Below are 23,808 nucleotides of genomic sequence, written 5' to 3' on the forward strand. Positions count from 1 at the left end.
AGGCCGAGTAAAGCCGTCGGACGACAGCTTTTGGATTTATATGAATGAGGAATTGCTTCCGGATGCACGTAAAAATATAGAAGGCAAAGAATGGAGTGAGATTCCAGGAGTAAAGGGAAGTCGTGCGGCATACAAGGCTTTCGGAAGAAATCTCGGACGTTATAGAGTATCTTCGGAGGCGTTGCTAAGAAGAGTTTGTGGAAATGACGAGCTTTATCATATAAGTTCATTTGTTGATGTGAATAATCTCATATCTGTTGAAAGCGGACTTTCGGTTTGCTCATATTACCTCGAAAATATCCATGGAGATATAATTTTCCGTAAGGCAGGAAACGGCGAAGGTTATAACGGAATAGGCAAGTATTTTATATATATGAAAATATGATTGTTCTTGCCTATGATGACAGTATTTTAGGTTCGCTAATGTCTGATTCGACAAGAGCAATGGTAACGGAGAAAACAAAATATATTCTTGGAGTGACATATTGCTTTGAATGAACTTTTAGAAAAAAGAAAAACCGCATTCGAAAAATATTCAAATGCGGAATGATTGGAAATCCGGACTGTTTAACAAGGCTTAATAAAACTGTTTGCCTCGGAGTGATTGTTTATAAAGCGTTTTTCAAGTATTTCGTAGGATGCCGTTTTGTTGATTATTTCTTTTATAAGGATGTCAAGCTCACTGTCTTTGCTGTAATCAGCAGGTGCAAAATATCTTATGCGATTGGTGTCTATCATTTTGTAGACCTTTTCTTTTTCCTTTGTTTCGGGATTATAAACGCCTATTGAATGGCCGCCATTCATGTTGACAAGACGCATACATGGAATGTCTGTATCGCTGTCGCCTATGTATACAATATTTCTGAACGGTATGCGTATATCCTCCGGCTTTATGTATTTATTTACATCGGGATCGTTTATATCAAGAAAGCCTTTTTGTATTCTGAAAAGAAATTGTGTCTTAGTTGTATAATTTATTACCTGTGATGGCCATTTGACTTTTCCGCCTTCGTCAAAATAAAATGAGCTGGCATATATTTTTTCAAATTGTCCGGTTCTTGCCATTAATGTGCCTTCTATCATTTCTTTAAGGCCTGACGATATTATGTAATGCTCGACTGTTATTCCTTTTTCTTCGCCGTATTGCTTTACTCTCGAAAACCAGTCCTCAACGCCGTTAAACAGTTTAACCTTTGAGCCATAGTTGGCAAGAGCTTCTCTGGAGAGCACAAAGTTGTTTTTGGCAGCTTCAACCATTTTATACATATATGCAAGATTTCTGTCCATGTTGTGGGCCTTTGCAAACTGGTTGGATTCTGTCCAGAACTTATCCACATCATAGCCGACGTCCTGTATATAGCCTTGTGCCTGCATATCGTCCGGTGACAGTGTTCTGTCAAAATCGTAGCATATTGCAAGTACGGGCTTGCTGTCTTTGGTTTTTCTTTCGTATTCAGCCATAAGGCATTCACCGCCGTTCTTTTTATTATAATTATATCATAAATAATATTGTAAATAATATAATTAATAAAAACATATTGGAGAATAGAAGTTGGATATACATTTTGTGGAGCAGTCGGACTTTTCCGAACGTATTTCGGACATACTTCCGAAGGTCATTGCTGACATAATAGTGAAGGATATTAAAAGGCGTTTTAAAGAGGATTTTAACAGTAAATATGCCGAAAGCAACAATGATATTCATTCCGGTACATAATGTCTGTTGCAAAAATGCTAAAAAAAGCTGTTGACAAAGATTTTGTTTTGTGTTAACGTAATTAGCATATTAATGAATTGAATAACTTTTACAACACTATGAAGAGGAATAGTAGGTTGTCGGAAGTTTTCAGAGAGCAGGCGGTTGGTGCGAGCCTGTAACGGAAGAGAACTGAACTCGCCTTGGAGTGATTCGCTGAAAATGCTTTTTGTATATAGGTGGAATCGGAGAGTCAACCGTTATAATGACAGGGTATCGGCAGTTGTTTAGCCCGTACCTATATGAGAGTATTCCTATGGAATAAATTAGAGTGGTACCACGGAAGTTCAGCCTTTCGTCTCTTAACAGAGACGGAAGGCTTTTTTATTTGCTTTTCGACTGTGGTAATTTTTGTTGTAAGAGAAGTTCAAAATAAATTTATATTGCAAAGGAGCAAAAAAATTATGATGAACTACACTAAGTACAGACCTTATCCCCCTATGAACATGCCAAACAGAAAATGGCCGAACAATGTTATTAAAAAAGCACCTATCTGGTGCAGTGTTGACCTTAGGGACGGCAATCAGTCGCTTGAAATACCTATGAACATAGACGAAAAGCTTGAATTTTTTAACTTTCTGGTTAAAACTGGTTTTAAAGAAATAGAAATCGGTTTTCCGGCAGCAAGCGATACAGAGTTTGAATTTGCAAGAAGACTTATTGATGATAACCTTATTCCCGATGATGTAACTGTACAGGTGCTTACACAGAGCAGACCGCACATAATCAAGAGAACATTTGAGGCACTTAAGGGAGCAAAGAGAGCAATCGTACACCTCTATAATTCAACATCGACACTTCAGAGAGATGTTGTTTTCGGAAACAGCATGGAACAGACAACACAGCTTGCCGTTGACGGAGCTAAGCTTATGATTGAAGAGGCTACAAAAATTCCCGAAACTGATTTTATGTTCCAGTATTCACCGGAAAGCTTTACAGGAACGGAAATGGAATATGCTGTTGAGATATGCAATGCAGTGCTTGACGTATGGAAGCCGACTAAGGAAAAGAAGGTTATAATCAACCTTCCGTCAACGGTCGAAATGGCAACACCGAATGTATATGCAGACCAGATTGAATACTGCTGTGAAAATATTAAATACAGAGAAAATGTTATTATTAGCCTTCACGCTCATAACGATAGAGGAACAGCAGTTGCAGCAACAGAACTTGCATTGATGGCAGGTGCGGACAGAGTGGAAGGAACACTTTTCGGCAACGGAGAAAGAACAGGAAATACAGATATTATGAATGTTGCAATGAATATGTTTTCACAGGGAATTGATCCTGAGCTTGATTTCAGCAATATAGATGAAGCTGTCGAGATATACGAAAAATCAACAAGAATGGCGGTTCATCCAAGACATCCTTATGTAGGAGCACTTGTTTATACAGCATTCTCCGGTTCACATCAGGACGCAATAAGAAAAGGTATGGAAAGAATGAAAGAGCACCCCGATAGATGGGAGGTTCCTTATCTTCCTATCGATCCTAAGGACGTTGGAAGAAGCTATGACCCTATCGTAAGAATAAACAGCCAGAGCGGTAAGGGCGGAGTTGCATTCATACTTGAACAGAACTTCGGATTATTCCTTCCCAAAGCATTTCAGCAGGATTTCAGCACAACAACAACCGGCATAAGTGACAGAAAACACAAGGACCTTACTCCTCAGGAAATTTACGATGCCTTTATGGATAAGTATGTGGACATAAAAGAACCGGTACAACTTGTTAAATACAATGAAATAGCCGGTGACAGAAAGGATTATGCAGAGGTTGAGGCAGTTATCAAATATTATGGTGTAGAAATAACCGTAAGAGGCGTTGGTAACGGTGTTATTGATGCTTTCTGCCATGCACTTGAAAAGAAGTTCAATGTCAACATGGAAATTGTGGATTATCGTGAACATTCAATGGAATACGGTACAAAAGCAAGAGCTATTTCATATATACAGATTTCAAACGGCAAGGGCGGTAGATTTTACGGAGCAGGAACTTCAAGCAATATTACAAAATCATCACTCAGAGCAGTTGTCAGCACAGTAAATAAAATGATTACAACGGAGGCGGAATAAAAATGGGAATGACAATGACACAAAAAATTCTTGCGGCACATGCAGGACTGGACAGCGTAAAGGCAGGACAGCTTATTGAAGCAAAGCTTGATATTGTTATGGGCAACGACATTACAACAGCCGTTGCGCTTAAGGAATTTAAGAAAACAGGAGCAAAGAAAGTATTTGATAAGGATAAGGTAGTAATTGTACTTGACCACTTCACACCAAATAAGGATATTAAAGCGGCTGAACAGTGCAAGGCCTGTCGTACCTTTGCATGGGATATGGGAGTAAATAATTTCTTTGATGTTGGTCAGATGGGCATTGAACATGCACTTCTTCCCGAAAAAGGAATTGTTGTTCCCGGACAGGTTATAATCGGAGCCGATTCACATACATGTACATACGGTGCGTTAGGTGCATTTTCAACAGGTGTAGGAAGTACAGATATGGCAATCGGAATGGCAACAGGAGAGGCATGGTTCAAGGTTCCCAGTGCTATTAAGTTTGTACTTACCGGCAAGCCTGCAAAATGGATAAGCGGAAAGGATATTATACTTCATATTATTGGCATGATCGGTGTTGACGGTGCATTATACCGTTCGATGGAGTTTGTCGGTGACGGTATTCAGTATCTTTCAATGGACGACAGATTTTCAATGGCTAATATGGCTATTGAGGCCGGAGCAAAGAACGGCATATTCCCTGTTGATGAAAAAACTATGGAATATGTTAAGGAGCATTCGGTTAAAGAGCCTGTTGTTTATACAGCAGATGATGATGCGGAATATGATGAGGTTTATACAATCGACCTCAGTAAATTAAGACCTACGGTTGCATTCCCTCATCTTCCCGAAAATACAAAGACAGTTGACAATATGCCTAAGGTGGAAATTGACCAGGCAGTTATCGGTTCATGTACAAACGGCAGAATTGAGGATATGCAGATTGCGGCCGAAATACTTAAAGGTAAGAAGGTAAATCCTAAAGTAAGAACAATAATTATTCCGGCAACACAGAAAATATATCTTGAATGCGTTAAACGCGGATATACAGAAATATTTATTGAGGCCGGAGCTGTATTCAGCACACCTACCTGCGGACCTTGCCTTGGCGGATATATGGGCATACTTGCGGCAGGTGAAAAATGTGTTTCAACAACAAACAGAAACTTTGTAGGCAGAATGGGACATACCGAAAGTGAAGTTTATCTTGCAAGCCCGGCAGTTGCGGCAGCATCGGCCATAGCCGGATATATTGTTGATCCCGAAGAAATAGCAGGAGGTAAGAACTGATATGGAAAACGCAAAAGGAAAAGTTTTTAAATATGGTGATAATGTAGATACAGACGTAATTATTCCCGCAAGATACCTCAACGTATCAAGCGGTGAAGAGCTTGCAAAGTACTGTATGATAGATATAGATAAGGATTTCGTTAATAATGTACATAAAGGTGATATAATTGTTGCAGAGAAAAATTTCGGCTGTGGCTCATCAAGAGAGCATGCTCCGCTTGCAATCAAGTGTGCCGGTGTATCCTGTGTAATTGCATCAACCTTTGCAAGAATATTTTACAGAAATGCAATCAATATCGGACTTCCTATTCTTGAATGTGACGAAGCCGCAAGGGACATTAAGGCCGGAGATGAGGTTTCGGTTGATTTCAACACAGGCGTTATAACAAATGTCACAACAGGAAAAAGCTATAAGGCAGAGCCGTTCCCTGAATTTATGCAGAAGATAATGGCTGCCGGCGGCCTCGTTAGCTATACAAGCAGTAAAATAAGTGAATAAATACTAAATAAAACTTGCCGGAGGAAAAAACAGGACAAGTGATAAAATAAAATAGTAAATAAGATTGGAGGAACTGACATGGGAAATTATAATATTACGGTACTTAAAGGCGATGGAATAGGCCCGGATATAGTTGCGGAGGCGATGAATGTTCTTGAGGCAGTAGGAAAGAAATATAATCATAAATTTAATTTTAATGAAAAGCTTGTCGGCGGAGCGGCACTGGATGCTTGTGGAGTGCCTCTTCCCGATGATACACTTGAGGCCTGCAAAAACTGCGATTCGATTTTGCTCGGCGCGGTAGGCGGTCCTAAATGGGATAACCTTCCTTCAAATATGCGTCCCGAAGCCGGAGCATTGCTCAGACTCAGAAAAGAGCTTGGTCTTTATGCAAATCTCAGACCGGCTATTATACATAAGGCACTCAGCTCAGCAAGCCCGATTAAGCCGGAAATAATCGGTGACAGCCTTGATATTCTTGTTGTAAGAGAGCTTACAGGAGGAATTTATTTTGGAGAAAGAGGTCACAGAGAAGGCAAATACGGCGAAGAGGCTTATGATGTTGAGGCATACAGCGAATTTGAGGTAAAAAGAATTGCCAAAACGGCCTTCGAGGCGGCAATGAAGAGAAATAAGAGAGTAACAAGCATTGATAAATCCAATGTTCTTGAAAGCAGTAAGCTCTGGAGAAAAGCTGTTATAGAGGTTGCTAAGGATTATCCCGAAGTAGAGCTTGACCATATGTATGTTGATAATGCGGCAATGCAGCTTGTAAGAAATCCTAAGCATTTTGATGTAATTGTTACATCAAATATATTCGGAGATATTATTTCCGATGAGGCAAGCCAGATAACAGGCTCAATCGGCATGCTTCCTTCGGCAAGCCTTTCGGATGGTGCATTTGGTATGTATGAGCCTATACATGGTTCTGCTCCCGATATTGCGGGAATGGATATTGCAAATCCCATTGCAACTATACTTTCTGCCGGAATGATGCTTAGATATTCATTCGGACTTAATGCAGAGGCAGACGCTATCGAGGCTGCTGTAACAGAAGTGCTTGACGCAGGTTATAGAACACCGGATATTTACAGTGAAGGCACAACAAAGGTAGGAACAAAGGAAATGGGAAGAATAATATCTGAAAAAATTAAGTAAAAATGTTGTAAAATGCAAATTTAATGTTACATTTTCGCAAAAGTGTTTAATTTGCGGTGCTGTTATGGTATACTTAATATAAATGATATAAGTTTATATGAGAGAGGTATACTGAATGAATAAAAACATAGTTATTGTTGCAGAAAGCGGTTCGGATATAACGCCGGAGGTTGCGGAAAAATACGGAATAGAGATTGTGCCTATGCACGTATCAATGGGAGATAAGGTTCGTGCGGACGGAACATTTCCGGTTGACGAAATATGCGAATATTACGATACAACAGGTAAGCTTCCTAAAACAAGCGGAAGTTCACCGGAGGATTTTAATAAGGTATTCGATCGAATCCATGAAAAATATCCGGACAAACATATTTTATATCTGGCTTATTCCGCATCAACAACTGTTTCATATGCAAGTGCGAATATTGCGGCAGAAGGCAGAGATTATATAACTATGCTTGACACAAAGCATGTTTCGGTCGGTCAGTATGCTGTTGTTACAACCGTTGCAGAAATGCTCGAAAAAAATCAGGATATTACAGTAGACGAAGCATTGGCTTATGCCGAAAAAGTGTGTAAAAAAACAAGAATGTGTTTTGTTCCGAATGATCTTGAATATTTAAAGGCAGGCGGAAGAGTAAGCAATGTTGTTTTCATAAGCGGAAGACTTTTAAAGATACATCCGAGAATAGAAATACTTGACGGAAAGCTTATTGCAACAAAAAAGCATAGAGGAAATTTATCTAAAATAGCTCCTCAGCTTGTATATGATTATGCCGAAGAAAATAAGCTGAACAGAGATAAGCTTTGGCTCATATGGGCAATCGGCACAACCGATGCGGTTAAAAAAGCGGCATATGATGCGGCTGTTGACTGTGGCTTTAAGGAAATAGAATGGGTAAAGACAGGCTGTGTAATTACTTGTCACGGAGGCCCCGGCGCATTCGGCGTAGTCGGAATGGCAGAATAAAAATGTCTTTATTGCTACATCTGTTCATACGGATGTAATGGAAATGGACGTTTTATTTGGGGACTAAAAATCTTAATAAAAATATATGAAAAAAGCAGATAAATGAAAAATACTCGTTTGTCTGCTTTTTTTATGTACTTTGCAGAATATGGATAAATTAAGTGTGATAGAAATCAAGTAAATTTACAGAGAGGATTTTTGACGTAAAATATGAGATTTTATCTCAAATATATATTGTAAAAATGAAAAATAAGGATATAATAAAAGAAAGAAGATTATATAAATGGAGGTAAAAGAAATGTTATGTCAATTTACAGTAAGGAATTTTAAGAGTATACGGGATGAAGTAACATTTGATATGCAGGCTGCCGCCATTTCCGAACATGAAGATAGAATTATAAAAGATACAGACGGAGAATTATATTTGCCGGTATCTGCTGTATATGGCCCAAATGGTGGAGGAAAATCGAATGTACTTGAGGCGTTGCATAGTTTGGTTACAAAGGTATTAAGGCCACTATATGCTACAAGCAACAATGAAGAAATAGCAATTAGGATGAAAAAGTTGGTAATAGAACCTTTTGCGTTCGATAAAGAAACAGTAAATGAGCCGACAGAGTTTGAATTATTTTTCAGAACGGCATTAGCTGAGTACAGATATGAGTTGGTTGTAAAAAAAGATGTGATTGAATATGAAAAATTGGATCGCATCAAATTGGAAACAGGACGTAAATCAGCACTTTTTGAGCGTGATAGAGATGCTATTCTTTTGAAGGGTGGGTTTGCACGTTTGAAAACAAGTGATGAATTATCTGATACATTACCTTTGTTATCATATCTTGGAATTACCTATAGAAAAAATGAAGTGGTTCGGGATGTAATAGATTGGTTTGATGAAAAAATTGATTTTTTGAATTACGGAAATCCTATACAGGAATTGGGAATGGCTGTTTCGGACTCTGAAGCAGTAAAGACACTTATGCTTCAGATGATTCAAGAGATGGATTTGGATATTGTTGATTTTCGTGTAGAAGAAAAAGAAAATGAACGTCTTGAGATATTTACAAAGCATGTGGTAAATGAGTATGAAGCAGAATTAAATTTGTTTGACGAATCCAGTGGGACTAAGAAAATATTTGGGCTCTTACCATTTATTGCAGAAAGTTTATTGCATGGTACAACCTTGGTAATTGATGAATTGGATGCAAAAATACATCCGGTATTGCTTAAGTATCTTATAATGACTTTCAGCAATATGGAAAAAAACAAAAAAGGTGCACAGTTGATTTTTACATCACATGATTTATCAACTATGAACAATGATGTTTTCCGCAGAGATGAAATATGGTTTGTAGCAAAAGGAAATCGTCAGAACTCAAAATTATATTCTCTTGTAGAATTTAAAAATGAAAACGGAGAATCTGTTCGTAAAGATGCTAAGTTTGATAAGCAGTATCTGGAAGGAAAGTATGGAGCAGATCCTTACCTCAAGAAAATCATAGATTGGGGGAAGGTAAATGGCTAAAAGGTCTGAAAAGAATAATTGGAAGAAAAAACGCCGTCAAGAATATTTGGAGAAAAAAGAATTTCGCTATTATATTTTTTGTGAAGGTCAGGCAACAGAACCATTTTATTTTCAGGGATTTAAACAGTATATAGAAGATAATCCTATTTATCGTGATATGGTTTTGATAGAAATAGAGCCATGTCAGGCGGAAACAATGCGAGTTATTGGCAAAGCAGAAGAATATGTAAGAAAGAATAAGTTGGAAAGAGGACAGATTTGGTGTGTATACGATAAAGACAGTTTTCCAGCGAGTGATTTCAATGGAGTTGCATTGCGTGCGGAGCAACTAAATCAGCAAAATCCTGATATTCAGTATCATGCTGCTTGGAGTAACGAATGTATTGAGATTTGGTTTATATTGCATTTTGCCAATTACACTTCTAATAACCATAGGTCTGAGTATGTAAAATTTTTGAATGATAAATTTCAAAAGTTAGGTATCGGAAAATATGAGAAGAATATGAAAAATATTTTTGATATTTTATTTGAAAATGGTAATCCAAGATTAGCAATTCGATATGCAAAGAGCATTATTAAAAATGGCAGCGGAAAAACACCGACGGAGATAGCACCGGGAACGAAAGTTTATGAGTTGGCGGAAGAACTGGCGAAGTATTTGCCGGAGAAGATAAAGATCAAGTTTATAAGATAAAAGAGGGAGAACATATGTTAAGTGGAAAGTTTTCAAATTGTTATGGCTTGAAGGATTTCGAATTGCCAAAGATTGATTTTTCAACAAGTAACAGGGCAATTATTTATGCGCCTAATGGTGTGATGAAGACGTCTTTTTCAAAAGTAATGGATGACATATCGAAGGGGATAGCGCCTGTGGATAGAGTGTTTAAGGATGCTAGAACAAGCTATTCCCTAACTTATTATACATCACAATATATTTATAGTTCTGCAATGCCAGAAGATATACCATCATCAACTGATAGAATTTATGTTGTAAATACTTTTGTAGATAAATTTGATTTTACAAAAGAAACAGTAAGCACAATTTTAGCAGATGAGCAAACAAGAAATGAATATAATATTTTAATGGCAGAAATGAATGGTGAAATTCAACAGATATTAGAATCGTTGAGATTGGCAACCGGACTTACAAAGCCCAAAATTAAAGGGCAATTAATAAATGATTTTAAATTATCAAATATTGCAGATTGGCCAGATATATTTGATGCAATAAAAAGTGAATTAGATAGATATGAACATTTGTCATTATTTGATGATATTCTTTATACAGAATTGATTAATGATAAAGCACTTGCGGTTTATGCGAAGCCGGAATTTAAATCATCTATAGAAGCGTATATTGATAGCTTGAATATTTTTTTGGAAGAAAGCAATCTGTTAAGTAAAAACTTTACAGATAAAAGTGCAGAAGCACTGGGAAAAGCATTTGTTGGTAATAATCTTTTTGCTGCTGAACATTCGATTTTGTTACGTGATGGAAGAACACGTATAAGCTCAGTTGCCGAGTGGAATAAACTGGTTGATAAAGAATTAGAAGAAATTTATTCAAAGCCTGAAATGAGTACTGCATTTAAAAAATTAAAAACTCTTTTGACAGCAAATGCGGATGTTAATAAATTGAGGGATATTATAATTGCTCACAGAGAAATTATTCCATTTTTTAGTGATATTGACAAATTACGAAAAATTCTATGGCTAAATGCTATGTATGGATTGAAAAAGCCATTCAATGAATATTATGAAAAAATCTCATCTTATTCAGTTCGAATTAGAACACTATATGAAAAGGCATCGGAACAGTCACAAAGATGGCAAGATGTGGTTTCTGAATTTAACAGGAGGTTTAGAGTTCCATTTGAAGTAAAAATCAATAATAAAGCGAACTTTTTATTGAAAGATGAAGCACCTAATTTATCATTTGATTATTCCAGAGGAGAAGGAACTGAAAAACAAACGGAATCATTAGCTAAGGATGATTTGATGTTGACTTTAAGTACTGGAGAAAAAAGGGCACTGTATTTATTGTATATACTATTTGACTTAGAGCGAATAAGAAAGTTGGCTTCTCAAGGAACGGGAAAATATTTAGTAATAGCAGATGATATAGCAGATTCTTTTGATTACAAGAATAAATATGCTATTATTGAATATCTATCCGATTTGGCAAAGACAAATGGAGTTGAATTGCTTATTTTAACACATAATTTTGATTTCTATAGAACGGTAAAGTCAAGATTAGGAATTGAAAGATCTAAATGCTTTGTAGCCCAGAGAGAACCATCAGGAAAAGTGGGAATAACAGAATTTAAATATCAAAAAGATTTTTTCAAAAATGTTGTTATTAATGGAATAAAATCAGGTTGTATTACAACAGATGAAAAAAAGAAATTATTAATTTCAAGTATTCCTTTCTATAGAAATTTGTGTGAATATAGCGGAGATGAGGAATCTTATCTGAAATTAACGTGTTTTCTACATATAAAGACGACACCATTAAATACAAAAACAATAAGATTACAAGACTTGTGGGATATAATTAAAAACTTTGTTGGGGGTGTAAGTTTTACAGGAACAGATGAAGAATTTTATACAGCAGTAAAACGAATAGCAGCTGGTATCGTAAATGCATCGACAACAGATGAAGTTTCTTTAGATAATAAACTTGTGTTATCTATTTGTATTAGATTATTAGCAGAAGAATTTTTACATCGTGTAATTACTGATAATATCGGTTCATGCGAAGACAGTACAAGCAATCAAACAAGAGAATGGTTTGATTTGGCACGTCCATACATGACAGTTGAAGAAATTGCGGTTATAGAGAATGTTAATCTGATTACACCAGAAAGTATACATATTAATTCATTTATGTTTGAACCGTTGATAGATATTTCAGATTGGACTTTAAAAGAATTGTATGGTTCGGTGAAGAATCTATAAAACAAGTGCAGAGAATTATAGACTCAGTTGTACATTGATTTTTCATAAAATTTTCTATATTTTATAGAGATTTTAATATTTTCAAAAAAATTCGATTTTTTTAAATTTCTGTCGGGATATTATATGGGAAGTAAAATTTCCGAGCCTATTACAACTGAATACAAAACTTGCAGGCAACATTTAAAGAAACTTCCGTTCAGCCACAGTCCGAGCGTGATAACAACCGTCGCAGGCAATGGGAGCAGGTCGCCAAGAGGGGATAGGTAGGATTCCTATGGGTTTAGGAAACTCAGATTTAGTCATTGGCACATATATCAGCAGTCTATTTTACATCATATTTTACAAAAAGCCTTGGAAATACCATTTTAGGTATTCCCTGCATTTTTTGTTTTATCTGACGAAAAATATTTTTGCTGCTCTATGCAACAGAATAAATCGGAGTTTCCTTTGCCGTCTGTAAGTATAAATAATGCTTGTACTATTTTGCAAGGTATTTTCATAGGATAAGAAAAAGGAAAAATAAGGAGGTGCGGATTCCATTGTGAAAAAGCGAGAATTGAAATATATCTTTCACAATCCCAATTCAATGGAAGCTACCGCCAATCATTTACTGAAAGTTCTCATTGAGATGAACACAAATAAGGTGGAGGAATTGATTATAACTGCCGCAAAGCAGGATAGTACATAATAAAATTCGGAAACATACAGGTGTTCTGTGCAGGCTGCGTAGAATACCTTTTCTTTATATAAATAAAAATAAATTTGCCGGCAACTTTTTTGCGAAAAAAGAACTTTTCCATTACACTCTGGTTGCAGGTTGGCAATGTAAATATAACGGAAAGGTTTGATGATATGAATATAGCAGCTTACTGTCGAGTTTCTACCGATAAAGAGGATCAGCTTAACAGCTTGGAGGCACAGAAGGAATTTTTTGCGGAATACACAAAGCGAACAGGTGATACCCTTGTGGGACTTTATGCCGATGAAGGCATTTCAGGTACGAAAATCAAGAACCGCAAGGAATTTCTCCGTATGATGACAGACGCACAGCATGGATTGTTTGACTTGGTTGTGGTAAAGGATATTTCCCGTTTTGCCAGAAATACCGTTGACCTTTTGCAGAATGTCCGCAAGCTGAAATCCTTAGGCATTGAAACACAATTCCTTACCGCAAATATGACCAGCATGGGGAACAGTGAGTTTGTACTTACCATCTTCGGTGCATTGGCACAGGAAGAAAGTGCGAATACGTCCAAGAGAGTAAAGTTCGGCAAGAAAATGAACGCCGAAAAAGGACGGGTTCCAAATATTGTCTACGGTTATGATAAGACAATCGGTGATTATTTTAATCTTTCTATCAACAAAGCAGAAGCTGAAACCGTTCGTCAGATTTACAAATGGTATCTGGATGATGGCTATGGTGCGGCTAAAATTGCAAATATGCTCAATGAAAGCGGCTCCAAAACAAAGCGAAACTGCAAGTGGAGTCAAAATGCCATTTGCCGTATCTTAACCAATGAGCTTTATACGGGAAAAATAATTAACGGCAAGCAGGAAGTCAGCGATTTTCTGACGGGACAAAGAAAAGCGAAGGACGAAACGGAATGGTTTGTTGTGGGACGTCCGGAACTGCGCATCATTGACGATGAATCCTTTGAAACTGCACAGGAGATTTTACGAGGCAGGCACGATGCCTTTCATATGAAACATGAACGCCAGAGCAATAAGCACCTGTTTTCCACGCTGATTAAGTGTAAGGAATGTGGGTGGTCATATCGGCGTATTGTTCGCCAATATAAAAACACCTATATTCGTTGGGTATGCTCCGGTCGCAACGGAAAAGGAGCGGACAGTTGCCCCAACAGTGTTGTTTTGGATGAAGATGAACTGATTGAAACCTTGCAGAAATATTTTGTAAACGTCTTAAACAGCAAGAAGAAGGTAACGGAATATGTTGTAAAAGAATTTCAGCGTATTTATAAGGCAAAGGACGAAAATCTGGAGTATGAAAAGCAGTTGCAGGCACAGCTTGCAAAGCTGCAAAAATCCCGTGAGAAGTACATGGAAATGTATACGGATGATTTGATTTCCCGAGAGGAACTGAACCGGAAAATCGGCGGTATGCGAAAAGAAATGGAGCGGCTGGAAAATGACTTAAAGCTGGTATCCTATCATCTGACCAAAGGCGAGCAGTTAGATGGTATCTTAAACAGCACCTTTAAGAGAATTGAAGATGTTACGGATATACGACAGATGACAAATACACAGTTGAAACGAATCATTCAAAAGATTGAAGTGGACAAGTCCGGAAACGTGGAAATATTCTTAAATCCGTTGGGTGAGGTCGGTATGGACAAAAACGTTCTGATAAATCACCTCAACACACAAAGATATAACGGACAGAGTCGAGAAAATAGATCCTGAGCTTGCCCGTTCTGTCAGATGTGTTCTGGAGATAAACAAGGCAGAAAGGCATATCAGAGGCGGAATGGCGACAAGAGAAAAATATCTGCATTGCGGACACAAAAGGAAATGAAATATGTGCAAAATGGATATAAAGTATATTATATCCATTTTCTTGTTGACAAAAATAAATAAAAAGTATATACTTGCATTGTTTTTAATTGAATAAAACACTAGGGGTGCTTGTTTAGCAGGCTGAGAGAAGCAAAATTAGCTTTAACCCTTGGCAACACATATTTGTGTGCCGAACCTGATTTGGATAATGCCAACGTAGGAAAGTGAATGCTGTATATTTTAGGTGCTTTCCGGCGAAAGCACCTTTTTTGTTACGAGAGAAGGAGAGATTAAAATGGATGTTCAGAAGATAAAAGAGCTTGCGGAAGGCTATCTTGACGAACAGGTCGAACTGCTCAAGACATTTGCGGCTATCGACTGTGAATCAAATGATGTGGAAGGCAACAGAAAAACGGTTGATGTTGCTGAAAAGGTTTTAAGAACAATCGACGGAATAAAAATCGAAGAAATGTTCTTTGAAGGAACCGGAACCCATATCATAGCAACTATCAAGCCGGAAAATCACGACGGAAAAATTGTGCTTAACTCACATCTTGATACCGTATTTCCGAAAGGCTTTGCGGAAAAATATCCTCCGTTTATTGATGATGAAAACTGGCTTCACGGACTCGGAACAGGCGACTGCAAGGGTGGATTTGCGGTTTCCGCTTTCGCCGTAAAAATTGCATCTGAGCTTGGACTTCTTCCGAATAAGGAAATAGTCATGATATACAGCTGTGATGAAGAAATCGGTTCAATAACAAGCAGAGAAGTATTTGAAAAAGCCGCAAAAGGTGCGGAATGTGCATATGTTTTTGAAAGCTCGGTAAGAACGGACAATGGCTTGGGCGTTGTAAACGAAAGACGAGGAGTAATTCTTGGAGCACTTGACATAAAGGGCGTAGAGGCTCATGCCGGCGGTGCATATCTTGCCGGACACAGTGCAACAAAGGAGCTTGCTCATAAAATACTTAAGCTTTACAGCTTTAATGATTATGACAGAGAAATTTATTACAATGCGGCACCTGTTTCCGGCGGACGCCCCAACGGAGTTGTTGCAGGAGATGCAAGAATGGAATTCTGCTGTGCAGGTCTTCCGACGAATGATTCATTTGCCGAAGCAGAGGCCAATATCCGTTCACTTGCCGAAAGCAATGAAGATCCCGGATGCTCATCGGAGGTTACATACAGAACTCTTTTCCCGGCACTTGAAAAGAGCGATGCAGGAGATAAGGCCTGCGAAATAGCGTCAGAAGCAGGAAAGCTTTTAGGACTTACGGTTGAGGCTGTTGCAGAGCCTACGGCAACAGATGCAAACTGGTTCTGCTATTACGGAGTTCCGGCGATAGATGCACTCGGTCCTGTACAGTTCGGTATGCACACAACGGAAGAAAAGGTTTATATCCCGTCAATCAGCGAAATGACAGAGCTTTTCACTGTTATGCTCGCAATAATGAAATAATAAAACAATTACACAGGAGGAAATTTTATGAAGAAAATACTTGCGGTAATACTTTCGGCGGCTATGATGCTTTCAATGGCAGCCTGCTCATCAAGCTCAAGCAATACTCAGCAGAGCAATGATGACAGCAGCACAAATACAGCCGAAGCAACAGGTGATCTTGAAAACTTTGACATAGTTCTTGACTGGTATCCCAATGCGGTACATTCATTTATTTATGTAGCTATGGAAAAGGGATATTATGAAGAAGAAGGACTTAAAGTAAATGTACAATTCCCTTCAAACACAAACGACGCAATCTCTCTTACAGCGGCAGGAAAAGCAGATGCAGGCTTATATTATCAGCCTAACATTATTTCTGTTGCGGCTAACCAGAACATTCCTATAAAGGTGCTTGGTACAGTTGTTCAGCATCCTCTTAATGTTGTTATGTCACTTAAGGAAAGCAACATAAACGGCGCAAAGGATCTTGCCGGAAAGGTAGTAGGTTATCCCGGAACAACAGATAATGAATTCTTCATTAAAGCTATGATGGAGCATAACGGACTTTCATATGATGATGTAACAATGCAGGACGTTGGCTTTGACCTTAACACAGCACTTATTACAGGCAATGTTGATGCGGTAATCGGTACATATATCAACCATGAATATCCTACACTTTTACAGGAAGGCTATGACGTAACATATTTCAATATTACTGACGAAGGTGTTCCCGATTATGAAGAGCTTGTTCTTATAACAGGTGAAGATCAGGTTAAGAATGAAAGCGATAAGCTTGAACGTTTCATAAGAGCATCAAAGAAGGGCTTTGAAGATGTTCTTGCCGATCCTCAGGCGGCACTTGATATTCTACTTAAAAACCAGGACGAAGCAAACTATCCTCTTGATCCTAATGTTGAACAGGCAAGCATGGAAATACTTCTTCCTCTTATGACAAGCGATGAACATGGCTTCCTTGAAATAAACAAGGACAGCTGGACAGAAGATATTGACTGGCTCAAGGAACAGGGACTTCTCGAAGGAGAAATTACTGCCGACGATTTAATTGCAAACTTAGAATAAAATAAATATTTCAATGCCTCTTGCGTTTTGCGGGAGGCATTTTATAATTTACCGTAGAAGGTGATATTATGGATTTGGACAGAGTGAAAAAATTAAGATATGAGCTTCACAACATACCTGAGATTTCGGAAAACGAAATAAAAACACAGGAGCTGTTGAAAAAATATATAAAAAACAATTCAAAGCTTAAAATAGTCGAAAAGGACGGATATTTTTATGCGGTGCATTACGAAGGCGAAAATCTGAAAAACATAGCTTTCAGAGCCGATATGGACGCACTGCCATGTGAAAACGGAGCATACCATGGCTGCGGACATGACGGACATTCGGCTGTTTTGGCTGAATTTGCGGTTGATACGGACGGAAAAAGCTTTGGTAAAAACCTGTTTTTCCTTTTTCAGCCGGCAGAAGAAATCGGCAAAGGTGCGGAAAAATGCTGTGAAATGCTTAAGAAAGAGAGTATAGCCGAAATATATGGCTGGCACAATATTCCCGGACATAAGGAAGGCAATATACTTATACATAAGGGCTCGTTTGCCTGTGCATCTAAAGGCTTAAGACTTATTTTTGAAGGAAAGCAGTGCCATGCGGCATATCCGGAAACGGGAATAAATCCATCGTTTGTTATAGCCGATATTGTAAATAAGCTTAAGGATTTTATTAATGCGGAATATAAAGCACCTGTGCTTGCAACCATTGTCGAAATAAAGGTAGGAAACCGTAATTTCGGTATTTCTGCCGGAACAGGTGAAATATCCATGACCATAAGGGCACAGTATACCGAGGATTTGCAGAAATTACAGACATTGCTTTTGGATTATTCAAAAAGTTTGTCAGATAACAGCAGAATATCAATGACATATGAGGTTTATGATGAATTTCCGGCAACTGTGAACAGCAATAAGCTGTATTATGGCTTTAAAGATATGCTGACCGAAAACAATATTGCCTATGAAGATCTTGCCGAACCTTTGCGGTGGTCGGAGGATTTCGGACATTATTCAAAATATGCCGATACGCTGTTTTTCGGAATAGGCGACGGCGAGGATTATGCGGCTCTGCATACTTCAGGATTTGAATTTAATGATAAAATAATTGAAAATGCGATAAATGCGTTTAATATGATAGCAAAAGCTCACTTATAACTAAGTGGGCTTTTTTCTTACAAAATTATTAATTTAACTATTGATAGATTTTTAGTACTTGACATTACAAGGTACTAAACGTAATATAGTAATCAAGGAGGCGATAGTCATACATGAACGTGCAGTTTAAAAAGGGTGTGCTTGAGCTTATTGTTCTTGTGGCCGTTAATAAAAAGGATATGTATGGGTATGAGCTTGTTGCGGAGGTTTCCAAGGTAGTCGATGTAAATGAAGGAACGATATATCCGTTGTTAAAGAGATTGACCAACGAGCATTATTTTGAAACATATCTGAGAGAATCAACCGAAGGACCTCCCAGAAAGTATTATCATCTTACAGATGCCGGAAAAATATATAAACAACAGCTGGAAAATGAATGGGACGGTCTGCAAAGAAGTGTAAACAGCTTTTTAAAGGAGCATGAATATGAATAAAAGTGAATTTTTAAGTGAACTGGAAAAAAGAATACGGGTATTGGATAAGAGCGAAATAAAGGATATACTTGCCGAATATTCACAGCATATAGATATGGAAATGTCCAACGGACAGACTGAGGACGAGGCAATAAAAAGCTTTGGCTCTATAGATGAGCTTACATCTGAAATATTGGTTGCTTACCATGTCAACCCGGAATATGAATATGATGCGGAAATATCAGAAATAATTGATTCGGACAATATTGAAAACAAAAGTAAGGGAAAGAAAGCCTTTTCCGAGGCTAAGGAAGGCATTAAGGAATGGCAAAAGAAGCTGCATGATAAAAGGCTTGCGAAAAAAGCGATAAAAGCAGAGCAGAAGGCTTTGAAAAAGGAAAAATCAAAAGATGAATTTGGCGAATTTATCGAAAAAGGCAAAAACAACGGAAAGGCTGTCGGCAGATCGGTCGGTAACGGTGTAAAAACGCTTACATCAAAAATATGGACATTATGCAAATGGATATTTGTTATTCTCTGTATAATTCCCGATGCGGCACTGGCTGTAATTTCTATATTCGGTATAGGCATACTTGTCGTTCTTATGTTTCAGGGCTACCCTGTTATCGGAGTGCTTATAGCATTAATAGGTATGGCGATTGCATCTGTGGCATTTGGTGGCTTACTTATATCCATTGTGGTAAAGAAAAAGGTTGTAACGGTTGAGTCTGTTGAATATGATGATATACCGAATGATACAGATGATTTCACTGGGGAGGAATAAAGATGAACAGAAAAAAGCTTGGCATAGCCTTCGGAATAGGAATTCTTTTATGTGGCTTAGGCTGTGGAATAGCCTTTGCACAGTATTCGGATTTTGAGTATGCGGGAGAACGAAAAATAGGTGAAGAAACGCTTAAAACCGAAACTGTTGAAAGAGATATAGATGCAGACAGCAAGATATTTATAGGACATCCGGATTACGGCTGTGACATAACTCTGGTGGCTGATGAGAGTGTACCGATCGATAAAATAGATTTTGATGTTACATATAATACAAACGAGATAGATTTGCGTATATCAAAATATAATGATGTATATACAACCTATACAGACGATTATTATGATGATGACGGAAATTTAATAGATGGCAATGAGGTTGAAAAAAAGGAAATTAAATTTGTGTTTGGCACTCATAAAGACGATAGGGATATAGACACAATGTTTAAGATTAAGGACGAGCTGTTAAAGGATATTAAAAATAAGAAAATAGGAAATTACTATGTTCCCGGATTTGAGTCTATTGTAATAAGAATAAATCCGTCAAATTATGATAGAGTAGAAATATAATAAACAGGGAGAGCCCGCTTTTATCGGCTCTCCCTAAGTTTTTGTTATTTTCCGCTTTCACCGTAGTTTGAAAGAACTCTTGCCGAAGGATCCTTAACGTCACAGCCTTCCCAACTGCTGTTCGGCATCCAGAAGTCCTTGACCATTTCTGCCTGTCCGGGATAATATTTTTCAAAAAGATCTCTGTAAAGAAGAGATTCCTTTGTGAAGGGTGTTGCAAAATCATATTTTTTACAGCCTGCTTCAAATTCTTCATCTGTATATACTGTTTCGGCATATTCTTTAAGGTCGTCAACCATTGAATGACCGACAGCATCGGAAAATGCAGCCTTTTCTCTGTAAAGAATGCTATGAGGAAGAATATCGCCTTCAAAAGCATGACGAAGAAGATATTTGCCTTTGTTGTATTTGTTCATTTTCATTTCGGGATCAACTGTCATGACATATCTTGCAAAGTCGAGATCGCCGAAGGGAACTCTTGCTTCGATTGAGTTTGCCGATATACAGCGGTCTGCACGAAGAACGTCGTACATATAAAGCTCGTCAACTCTTTTCTTTGCCTCGGCCTGGAATTCTTCGGCATTGGGAGCAAAGTCTGTATATTTATATCCAAAAAGCTCGTCAGAAATTTCACCTGTCATAAGTACACGGATGTCTGTATTTTCATGTATATATTTGCATACGAGATACATACCCATGCTTGCTCTTATTGTTGTTATGTCGTATGTTCCGAGTATTGAAATTACTTCTTCAAGTGAGTTGATAACGTCATCTCTTGAAATAATTACCTCTGTATGGTCGCTTCCGATGTAGTCGGCAACCTCTTTTGCATATTTAAGGTCGATTGCGTCAACGTCCATTCCGATAGCAAATGTTCTGATAGGCTTTTTCAGAAGCTTTGCCGATACGGCACATACAAGTGAGCTGTCAAGACCGCCGCTGAGAAGAAATCCGAGAGGTGCATCTGCATCAAGACGTTTTTCGATACCGAATACAAGCTTGTCGTGAATGTTTTTGCATACTGTTTCAAGGTCGTCCTTGCAGTAGGTATCTACTGTTGTAAGGTCACAGTAGCGTACAAACTCGCCGTCCTCGTAGTAATATCCGGGAGGAAAAGGAAATACCTTTTCCACAAGACCTACAAGGTTCTTTGCTTCGCTTGCGAATGTAATTGAACCGTCAGCTTTAAGATAGCCGTAGAAAAGAGGCCTTATTCCGATTGGATCTCTTGCGGCAATATAGCTGTCCTTTTTGCCGTCATATATAACCATTGCAAATTCCGCATCAAGCTTTTTGAACATTTCTGTGCCGTATTCTTCATATAAGGGAAGAATAATTTCGCAGTCAGAGTTGCTTTTGAAAGTATATTTTTTGCTTAATTCTTCTTTTATGGGACGGAAGCAGTAAAGCTCTCCGTTGCAGATAGCTGCGTTTCCGTCAAGCTCAAAGGGCTGCATGCCTCTTTCTGTAAGTCCCATTATCGCAAGTCTGTGAAAACAGAGATAACCTGATTTTGTTTCGATAACTCTCGACATATCCGGTCCTCTTGAAATAGTCCTGTCAAAAAACTCCTGAAAATCCTTCTGTGATAAAGCTTTTGTTGTTAAACCCATTATTGAACACATAAAAAAACACCTCCGAATTATTAAGCAGCTTCATATCCTATCGTTTAGGACGAATAGCTGCAAATCCGCGGTGCCACCTAAATTACTGTACTGACAGTCTCTTTCAAACTCAAACAAGTTCACGCAGTTTAACGCACTGTTTACGTCTCACCTACTGACCGAAGTGTTCGGATCGATGCTCCGGAGTGTTATTCATTCCGCCTCTTGTACAGGTTTTCCACTATCACCTGCTCACTGTAACAGAACCTCGCAATTACTTCTCTCCATCATAGCCGATAATGTATTTCGTTTCGTTGAAATGATATTACACCATGAAAAAAGATATGTCAACAACTATTTTTCAAAGTATTAATATTTATCATAATTTGTGATAGTAAAAATTTACTAAAACATAAATGCAAAATCGAGTATATATTTTAATGTTTTGTAAGTCGAATTTTGATAAAATTTAAAGTGTACACCATATTGACATATTTTTGGGTGTACTGTATAATTAAATCATATTAGGGCAAAGGTGCTTATCTAATGAGATAAAGTCATTCTTTGCCCTTTTTTACATACTTACGGAATTTTGTGAAAATGTTATAAATTTTAAGGAGTGAAACGAATGCCAAAGTATACAAAAGAGGACATAATAAACCTCGTAAGAGATGAAGACATCAAATTTATAAGACTTCAGTTTACGGATATTTTCGGACAGCTTAAAAATGTTGCCATTATGGCATCACAGATTGAAAAGGCTGTTAATAACCAGATAATGCTTGACGGAAGTTCAATAGAAGGCTTTGTACGTATAGAGGAATCCGATCAGTATCTTTATCCTGATCTTGACACATTTACAATACTCCCTTGGAGACCTCAGCATGGCAGAGTAGCAAGACTTATCTGCGATATATATAATCCCGACGGAACACCTTTTGTCGGCGATCCCAGAGGTGCACTTAAGAGAGTGCTTAAAAAAGCCGCTGATATGGGCTATACATTTAATGTAGGCCCTGAATGTGAATTTTTCCTTTTCCAGACAGATGATGAAGGCAGACCTACAACAAAGACAAATGATGAAGCAGGATATTTTGACCTTGGCCCCCTTGACCACGGTGAAAGCACAAGACGAGAGGCTTGCCTTTCATTGGAAACAATGGGCTTTGAAATCGAGGCGTCTCACCATGAGGTTGCGGCAGGACAGCACGAGATTGACTTTAAATATGCGGATGCACTCACAGCAGCCGACAATATTATGACATTTAAGCTTGCGGTAAAGACAATAGCACAGAAGAACGGACTCCATGCAACATTTATGCCTAAGCCCATATATGGAATAAGCGGTTCGGGAATGCATACAAATATGTCGCTTTTTAAGGACGGAGAAAATATTTTCTTTGATCCAAACGGAGAAAAGAAGCTTTCCAAAGAGGCATATAGCTTTATTGCGGGAATTCTCCACCATGTTAGAGGTATGGCAGCAATAACAAACCCTCTCATCAATTCATACAAACGACTTGTTCCCGGATATGAAGCACCTTGCTATATATCATGGTCATCATCTAATAGAAGTGCACTCATAAGAATTCCGTCATCAAGAGGAAAAAGCACAAGAGTTGAGCTTCGTTCACCCGATCCGGCATGCAATCCTTATCTTACGATAGCGGCTTGTCTTGCGGCAGGACTTGACGGAATAGAAAAGAATATGACTCCGCCGGCCGAAATAACAGACAATATATTTGAAATGTCAAGTGAGGAAAGAGAAGAAAAGAATATCGGAAATCTTCCCGGTTCACTCCACGAGGCCATTGCCGAATTTGAGAATGATGAGGTTATAAAAGAGGCTCTCGGCGATCACATCGTTACACAGTACATTGCCGGAAAGAACAGAGAATGCGAAGAATACAACACAAGAGTAAGCAGTTGGGAAATTGAAAAATACATTTTTTCTTATTAAAAATTGTAATATTTTTGAGCTTGAATGGGCATATTAAATTGATTAATATGCTCATTTTTATATTATTTGATAAT

The 23,808-nt window shown here is 38.0% G+C and carries 21 protein-coding genes, 1 pseudogene and 2 other annotated features; of the genes and pseudogenes, 20 read left to right on the forward strand and 2 right to left on the reverse strand.

Features of this window, described 5'->3' with window-relative positions; genetic code table 11:
• Positions 1-40 precede the first annotated feature (40 nt).
• Positions 41-385 (forward strand): phenylalanine--tRNA ligase beta subunit-related protein, encoded by a 345-nt coding sequence (locus tag KQI66_RS05165; RefSeq protein WP_216427614.1) that lies wholly within the window; start codon positions 41-43, stop codon positions 383-385.
• Between the two features lie 182 nt (positions 386-567).
• Here the strand turns inward: KQI66_RS05165 and KQI66_RS05170 are convergent, their stop codons facing one another.
• Positions 568-1,461, reverse strand: a complete 894-nt coding sequence (locus KQI66_RS05170; RefSeq protein WP_216427615.1) for an HAD family hydrolase — start codon at positions 1,459-1,461, stop codon at positions 568-570.
• A 91-nt stretch (positions 1,462-1,552) separates the two neighbouring features.
• On the opposite strand from KQI66_RS05170, the gene KQI66_RS05175 reads away from it, so the two are divergent.
• The 18 genes and pseudogenes from KQI66_RS05175 to KQI66_RS05260 all read left to right on the forward strand — a co-directional run bounded on the left by KQI66_RS05175 (position 1,553) and on the right by KQI66_RS05260 (position 20,170).
• Complete coding sequence (locus KQI66_RS05175) at positions 1,553-1,717, forward strand: hypothetical protein (RefSeq protein ID WP_216427616.1); 165 nt, start codon at positions 1,553-1,555, stop codon at positions 1,715-1,717.
• Between the two features lie 89 nt (positions 1,718-1,806).
• Positions 1,807-2,062, forward strand: a binding site (T-box leader).
• A gap of 98 nt (positions 2,063-2,160) precedes the next feature.
• Complete coding sequence (gene leuA / locus KQI66_RS05180; protein ID WP_330655031.1) at positions 2,161-3,831, forward strand: 2-isopropylmalate synthase; 1,671 nt, start codon at positions 2,161-2,163, stop codon at positions 3,829-3,831.
• Between the two features lie 2 nt (positions 3,832-3,833).
• Entirely contained in the window at positions 3,834-5,108 is a 1,275-nt protein-coding gene (gene leuC / locus KQI66_RS05185) for a 3-isopropylmalate dehydratase large subunit (RefSeq protein ID WP_216427617.1), read from the forward strand.
• A 1-nt stretch (position 5,109) separates the two neighbouring features.
• The gene (leuD, locus tag KQI66_RS05190) at positions 5,110-5,607 is read left to right on the forward strand and encodes a 3-isopropylmalate dehydratase small subunit (protein WP_216427618.1); all 498 of its coding nucleotides are present in this window, start codon (positions 5,110-5,112) and stop codon (positions 5,605-5,607) included.
• A 78-nt stretch (positions 5,608-5,685) separates the two neighbouring features.
• Entirely contained in the window at positions 5,686-6,765 is a 1,080-nt protein-coding gene (gene leuB / locus KQI66_RS05195; protein ID WP_216427619.1) for a 3-isopropylmalate dehydrogenase, read from the forward strand.
• 115 nt (positions 6,766-6,880) lie between these two features.
• Complete coding sequence (locus tag KQI66_RS05200) at positions 6,881-7,735, forward strand: DegV family protein (protein ID WP_216427620.1); 855 nt, start codon at positions 6,881-6,883, stop codon at positions 7,733-7,735.
• A gap of 283 nt (positions 7,736-8,018) precedes the next feature.
• On the forward strand, positions 8,019-9,260 hold the full coding sequence (locus KQI66_RS05205) for an AAA family ATPase (protein ID WP_253287680.1): 1,242 nt from the start codon (positions 8,019-8,021) through the stop codon (positions 9,258-9,260).
• Positions 9,253-9,954: an RloB family protein gene (locus tag KQI66_RS05210; protein ID WP_216427621.1), complete on the forward strand. Its 702-nt coding sequence runs from the start codon at positions 9,253-9,255 to the stop codon at positions 9,952-9,954. The genes KQI66_RS05205 and KQI66_RS05210 overlap by 8 nt, the downstream gene beginning before the upstream one ends.
• 14 nt (positions 9,955-9,968) lie before the next feature.
• Entirely contained in the window at positions 9,969-12,218 is a 2,250-nt protein-coding gene (locus KQI66_RS05215; protein ID WP_216427622.1) for an AAA family ATPase, read from the forward strand.
• Between the two features lie 541 nt (positions 12,219-12,759).
• Positions 12,760-12,906 (forward strand): hypothetical protein, encoded by a 147-nt coding sequence (locus KQI66_RS05220; RefSeq protein ID WP_216427623.1) that lies wholly within the window; start codon positions 12,760-12,762, stop codon positions 12,904-12,906.
• Positions 12,907-13,070: 164 nt separating this feature from the next.
• Entirely contained in the window at positions 13,071-14,642 is a 1,572-nt protein-coding gene (locus KQI66_RS05225; protein ID WP_216427624.1) for a recombinase family protein, read from the forward strand.
• Positions 14,593-14,754 (forward strand): annotated as a pseudogene (locus KQI66_RS05230) (sporulation transcriptional regulator SpoIIID); the annotation flags it as partial. The gene KQI66_RS05225 and the pseudogene KQI66_RS05230, both read left to right, overlap by 50 nt.
• A 276-nt stretch (positions 14,755-15,030) precedes the next feature.
• Positions 15,031-16,197, forward strand: coding sequence for a M20/M25/M40 family metallo-hydrolase (locus tag KQI66_RS05235; protein WP_216427625.1), 1,167 nt, complete (start codon positions 15,031-15,033; stop codon positions 16,195-16,197).
• Between the two features lie 27 nt (positions 16,198-16,224).
• Entirely contained in the window at positions 16,225-17,262 is a 1,038-nt protein-coding gene (locus tag KQI66_RS05240; RefSeq protein ID WP_216427626.1) for an ABC transporter substrate-binding protein, read from the forward strand.
• 68 nt (positions 17,263-17,330) lie between these two features.
• Positions 17,331-18,407 carry a M20 metallopeptidase family protein gene (locus KQI66_RS05245; RefSeq protein ID WP_216427627.1) on the forward strand — a complete coding sequence of 359 codons (1,077 nt, stop codon included), beginning with the start codon at positions 17,331-17,333 and terminating at the stop codon, positions 18,405-18,407.
• A 113-nt stretch (positions 18,408-18,520) separates the two neighbouring features.
• Positions 18,521-18,841, forward strand: coding sequence for a PadR family transcriptional regulator (locus KQI66_RS05250; RefSeq protein ID WP_216427628.1), 321 nt, complete (start codon positions 18,521-18,523; stop codon positions 18,839-18,841).
• Entirely contained in the window at positions 18,834-19,604 is a 771-nt protein-coding gene (locus KQI66_RS05255; protein WP_216427629.1) for a DUF1700 domain-containing protein, read from the forward strand. The genes KQI66_RS05250 and KQI66_RS05255 overlap by 8 nt, the downstream gene beginning before the upstream one ends.
• Before the next feature lie 2 nt (positions 19,605-19,606).
• Complete coding sequence (locus KQI66_RS05260) at positions 19,607-20,170, forward strand: hypothetical protein (protein ID WP_216427630.1); 564 nt, start codon at positions 19,607-19,609, stop codon at positions 20,168-20,170.
• A 44-nt stretch (positions 20,171-20,214) separates the two neighbouring features.
• Here the strand turns inward: KQI66_RS05260 and asnB are convergent, their stop codons facing one another.
• Positions 20,215-21,795: an asparagine synthase B gene (gene asnB / locus KQI66_RS05265; RefSeq protein ID WP_216427631.1), complete on the reverse strand. Its 1,581-nt coding sequence runs from the start codon at positions 21,793-21,795 to the stop codon at positions 20,215-20,217.
• A gap of 42 nt (positions 21,796-21,837) precedes the next feature.
• Positions 21,838-22,074, reverse strand: a binding site (T-box leader).
• 328 nt (positions 22,075-22,402) lie between these two features.
• On the opposite strand from asnB, the gene glnA reads away from it, so the two are divergent.
• Positions 22,403-23,734 (forward strand): type I glutamate--ammonia ligase, encoded by a 1,332-nt coding sequence (glnA, locus tag KQI66_RS05270; protein WP_216427632.1) that lies wholly within the window; start codon positions 22,403-22,405, stop codon positions 23,732-23,734.
• The last annotated feature ends 74 nt before the right edge of the window (positions 23,735-23,808 follow it).

This window comes from Anaerotignum sp. MSJ-24, from assembly GCF_018918145.1.
Lineage (GTDB): Bacteria > Bacillota > Clostridia > Lachnospirales > Anaerotignaceae > Metalachnospira.

Coding starts and splice junctions, on each gene's coding strand:
- KQI66_RS05235 (WP_216427625.1), top strand. CDS start 15,031: ATGGATGTTCAGAAGATAAAAGAGCTTGCGGAAGGCTATCTTGACGAA.
- KQI66_RS05240 (WP_216427626.1), top strand. CDS start 16,225: ATGAAGAAAATACTTGCGGTAATACTTTCGGCGGCTATGATGCTTTCA.
- KQI66_RS05200 (WP_216427620.1), top strand. CDS start 6,881: ATGAATAAAAACATAGTTATTGTTGCAGAAAGCGGTTCGGATATAACG.
- glnA (WP_216427632.1), top strand. CDS start 22,403: ATGCCAAAGTATACAAAAGAGGACATAATAAACCTCGTAAGAGATGAA.
- KQI66_RS05250 (WP_216427628.1), top strand. CDS start 18,521: ATGAACGTGCAGTTTAAAAAGGGTGTGCTTGAGCTTATTGTTCTTGTG.
- asnB (WP_216427631.1), bottom strand. CDS start 21,795: ATGTGTTCAATAATGGGTTTAACAACAAAAGCTTTATCACAGAAGGAT.
- KQI66_RS05170 (WP_216427615.1), bottom strand. CDS start 1,461: ATGGCTGAATACGAAAGAAAAACCAAAGACAGCAAGCCCGTACTTGCA.
- KQI66_RS05225 (WP_216427624.1), top strand. CDS start 13,071: ATGAATATAGCAGCTTACTGTCGAGTTTCTACCGATAAAGAGGATCAG.
- KQI66_RS05245 (WP_216427627.1), top strand. CDS start 17,331: ATGGATTTGGACAGAGTGAAAAAATTAAGATATGAGCTTCACAACATA.
- KQI66_RS05260 (WP_216427630.1), top strand. CDS start 19,607: ATGAACAGAAAAAAGCTTGGCATAGCCTTCGGAATAGGAATTCTTTTA.
- KQI66_RS05215 (WP_216427622.1), top strand. CDS start 9,969: ATGTTAAGTGGAAAGTTTTCAAATTGTTATGGCTTGAAGGATTTCGAA.
- KQI66_RS05205 (WP_253287680.1), top strand. CDS start 8,019: ATGGAGGTAAAAGAAATGTTATGTCAATTTACAGTAAGGAATTTTAAG.
- KQI66_RS05255 (WP_216427629.1), top strand. CDS start 18,834: ATGAATAAAAGTGAATTTTTAAGTGAACTGGAAAAAAGAATACGGGTA.
- leuB (WP_216427619.1), top strand. CDS start 5,686: ATGGGAAATTATAATATTACGGTACTTAAAGGCGATGGAATAGGCCCG.
- leuD (WP_216427618.1), top strand. CDS start 5,110: ATGGAAAACGCAAAAGGAAAAGTTTTTAAATATGGTGATAATGTAGAT.
- KQI66_RS05210 (WP_216427621.1), top strand. CDS start 9,253: ATGGCTAAAAGGTCTGAAAAGAATAATTGGAAGAAAAAACGCCGTCAA.
- leuA (WP_330655031.1), top strand. CDS start 2,161: ATGATGAACTACACTAAGTACAGACCTTATCCCCCTATGAACATGCCA.
- KQI66_RS05165 (WP_216427614.1), top strand. CDS start 41: ATGAATGAGGAATTGCTTCCGGATGCACGTAAAAATATAGAAGGCAAA.
- leuC (WP_216427617.1), top strand. CDS start 3,834: ATGGGAATGACAATGACACAAAAAATTCTTGCGGCACATGCAGGACTG.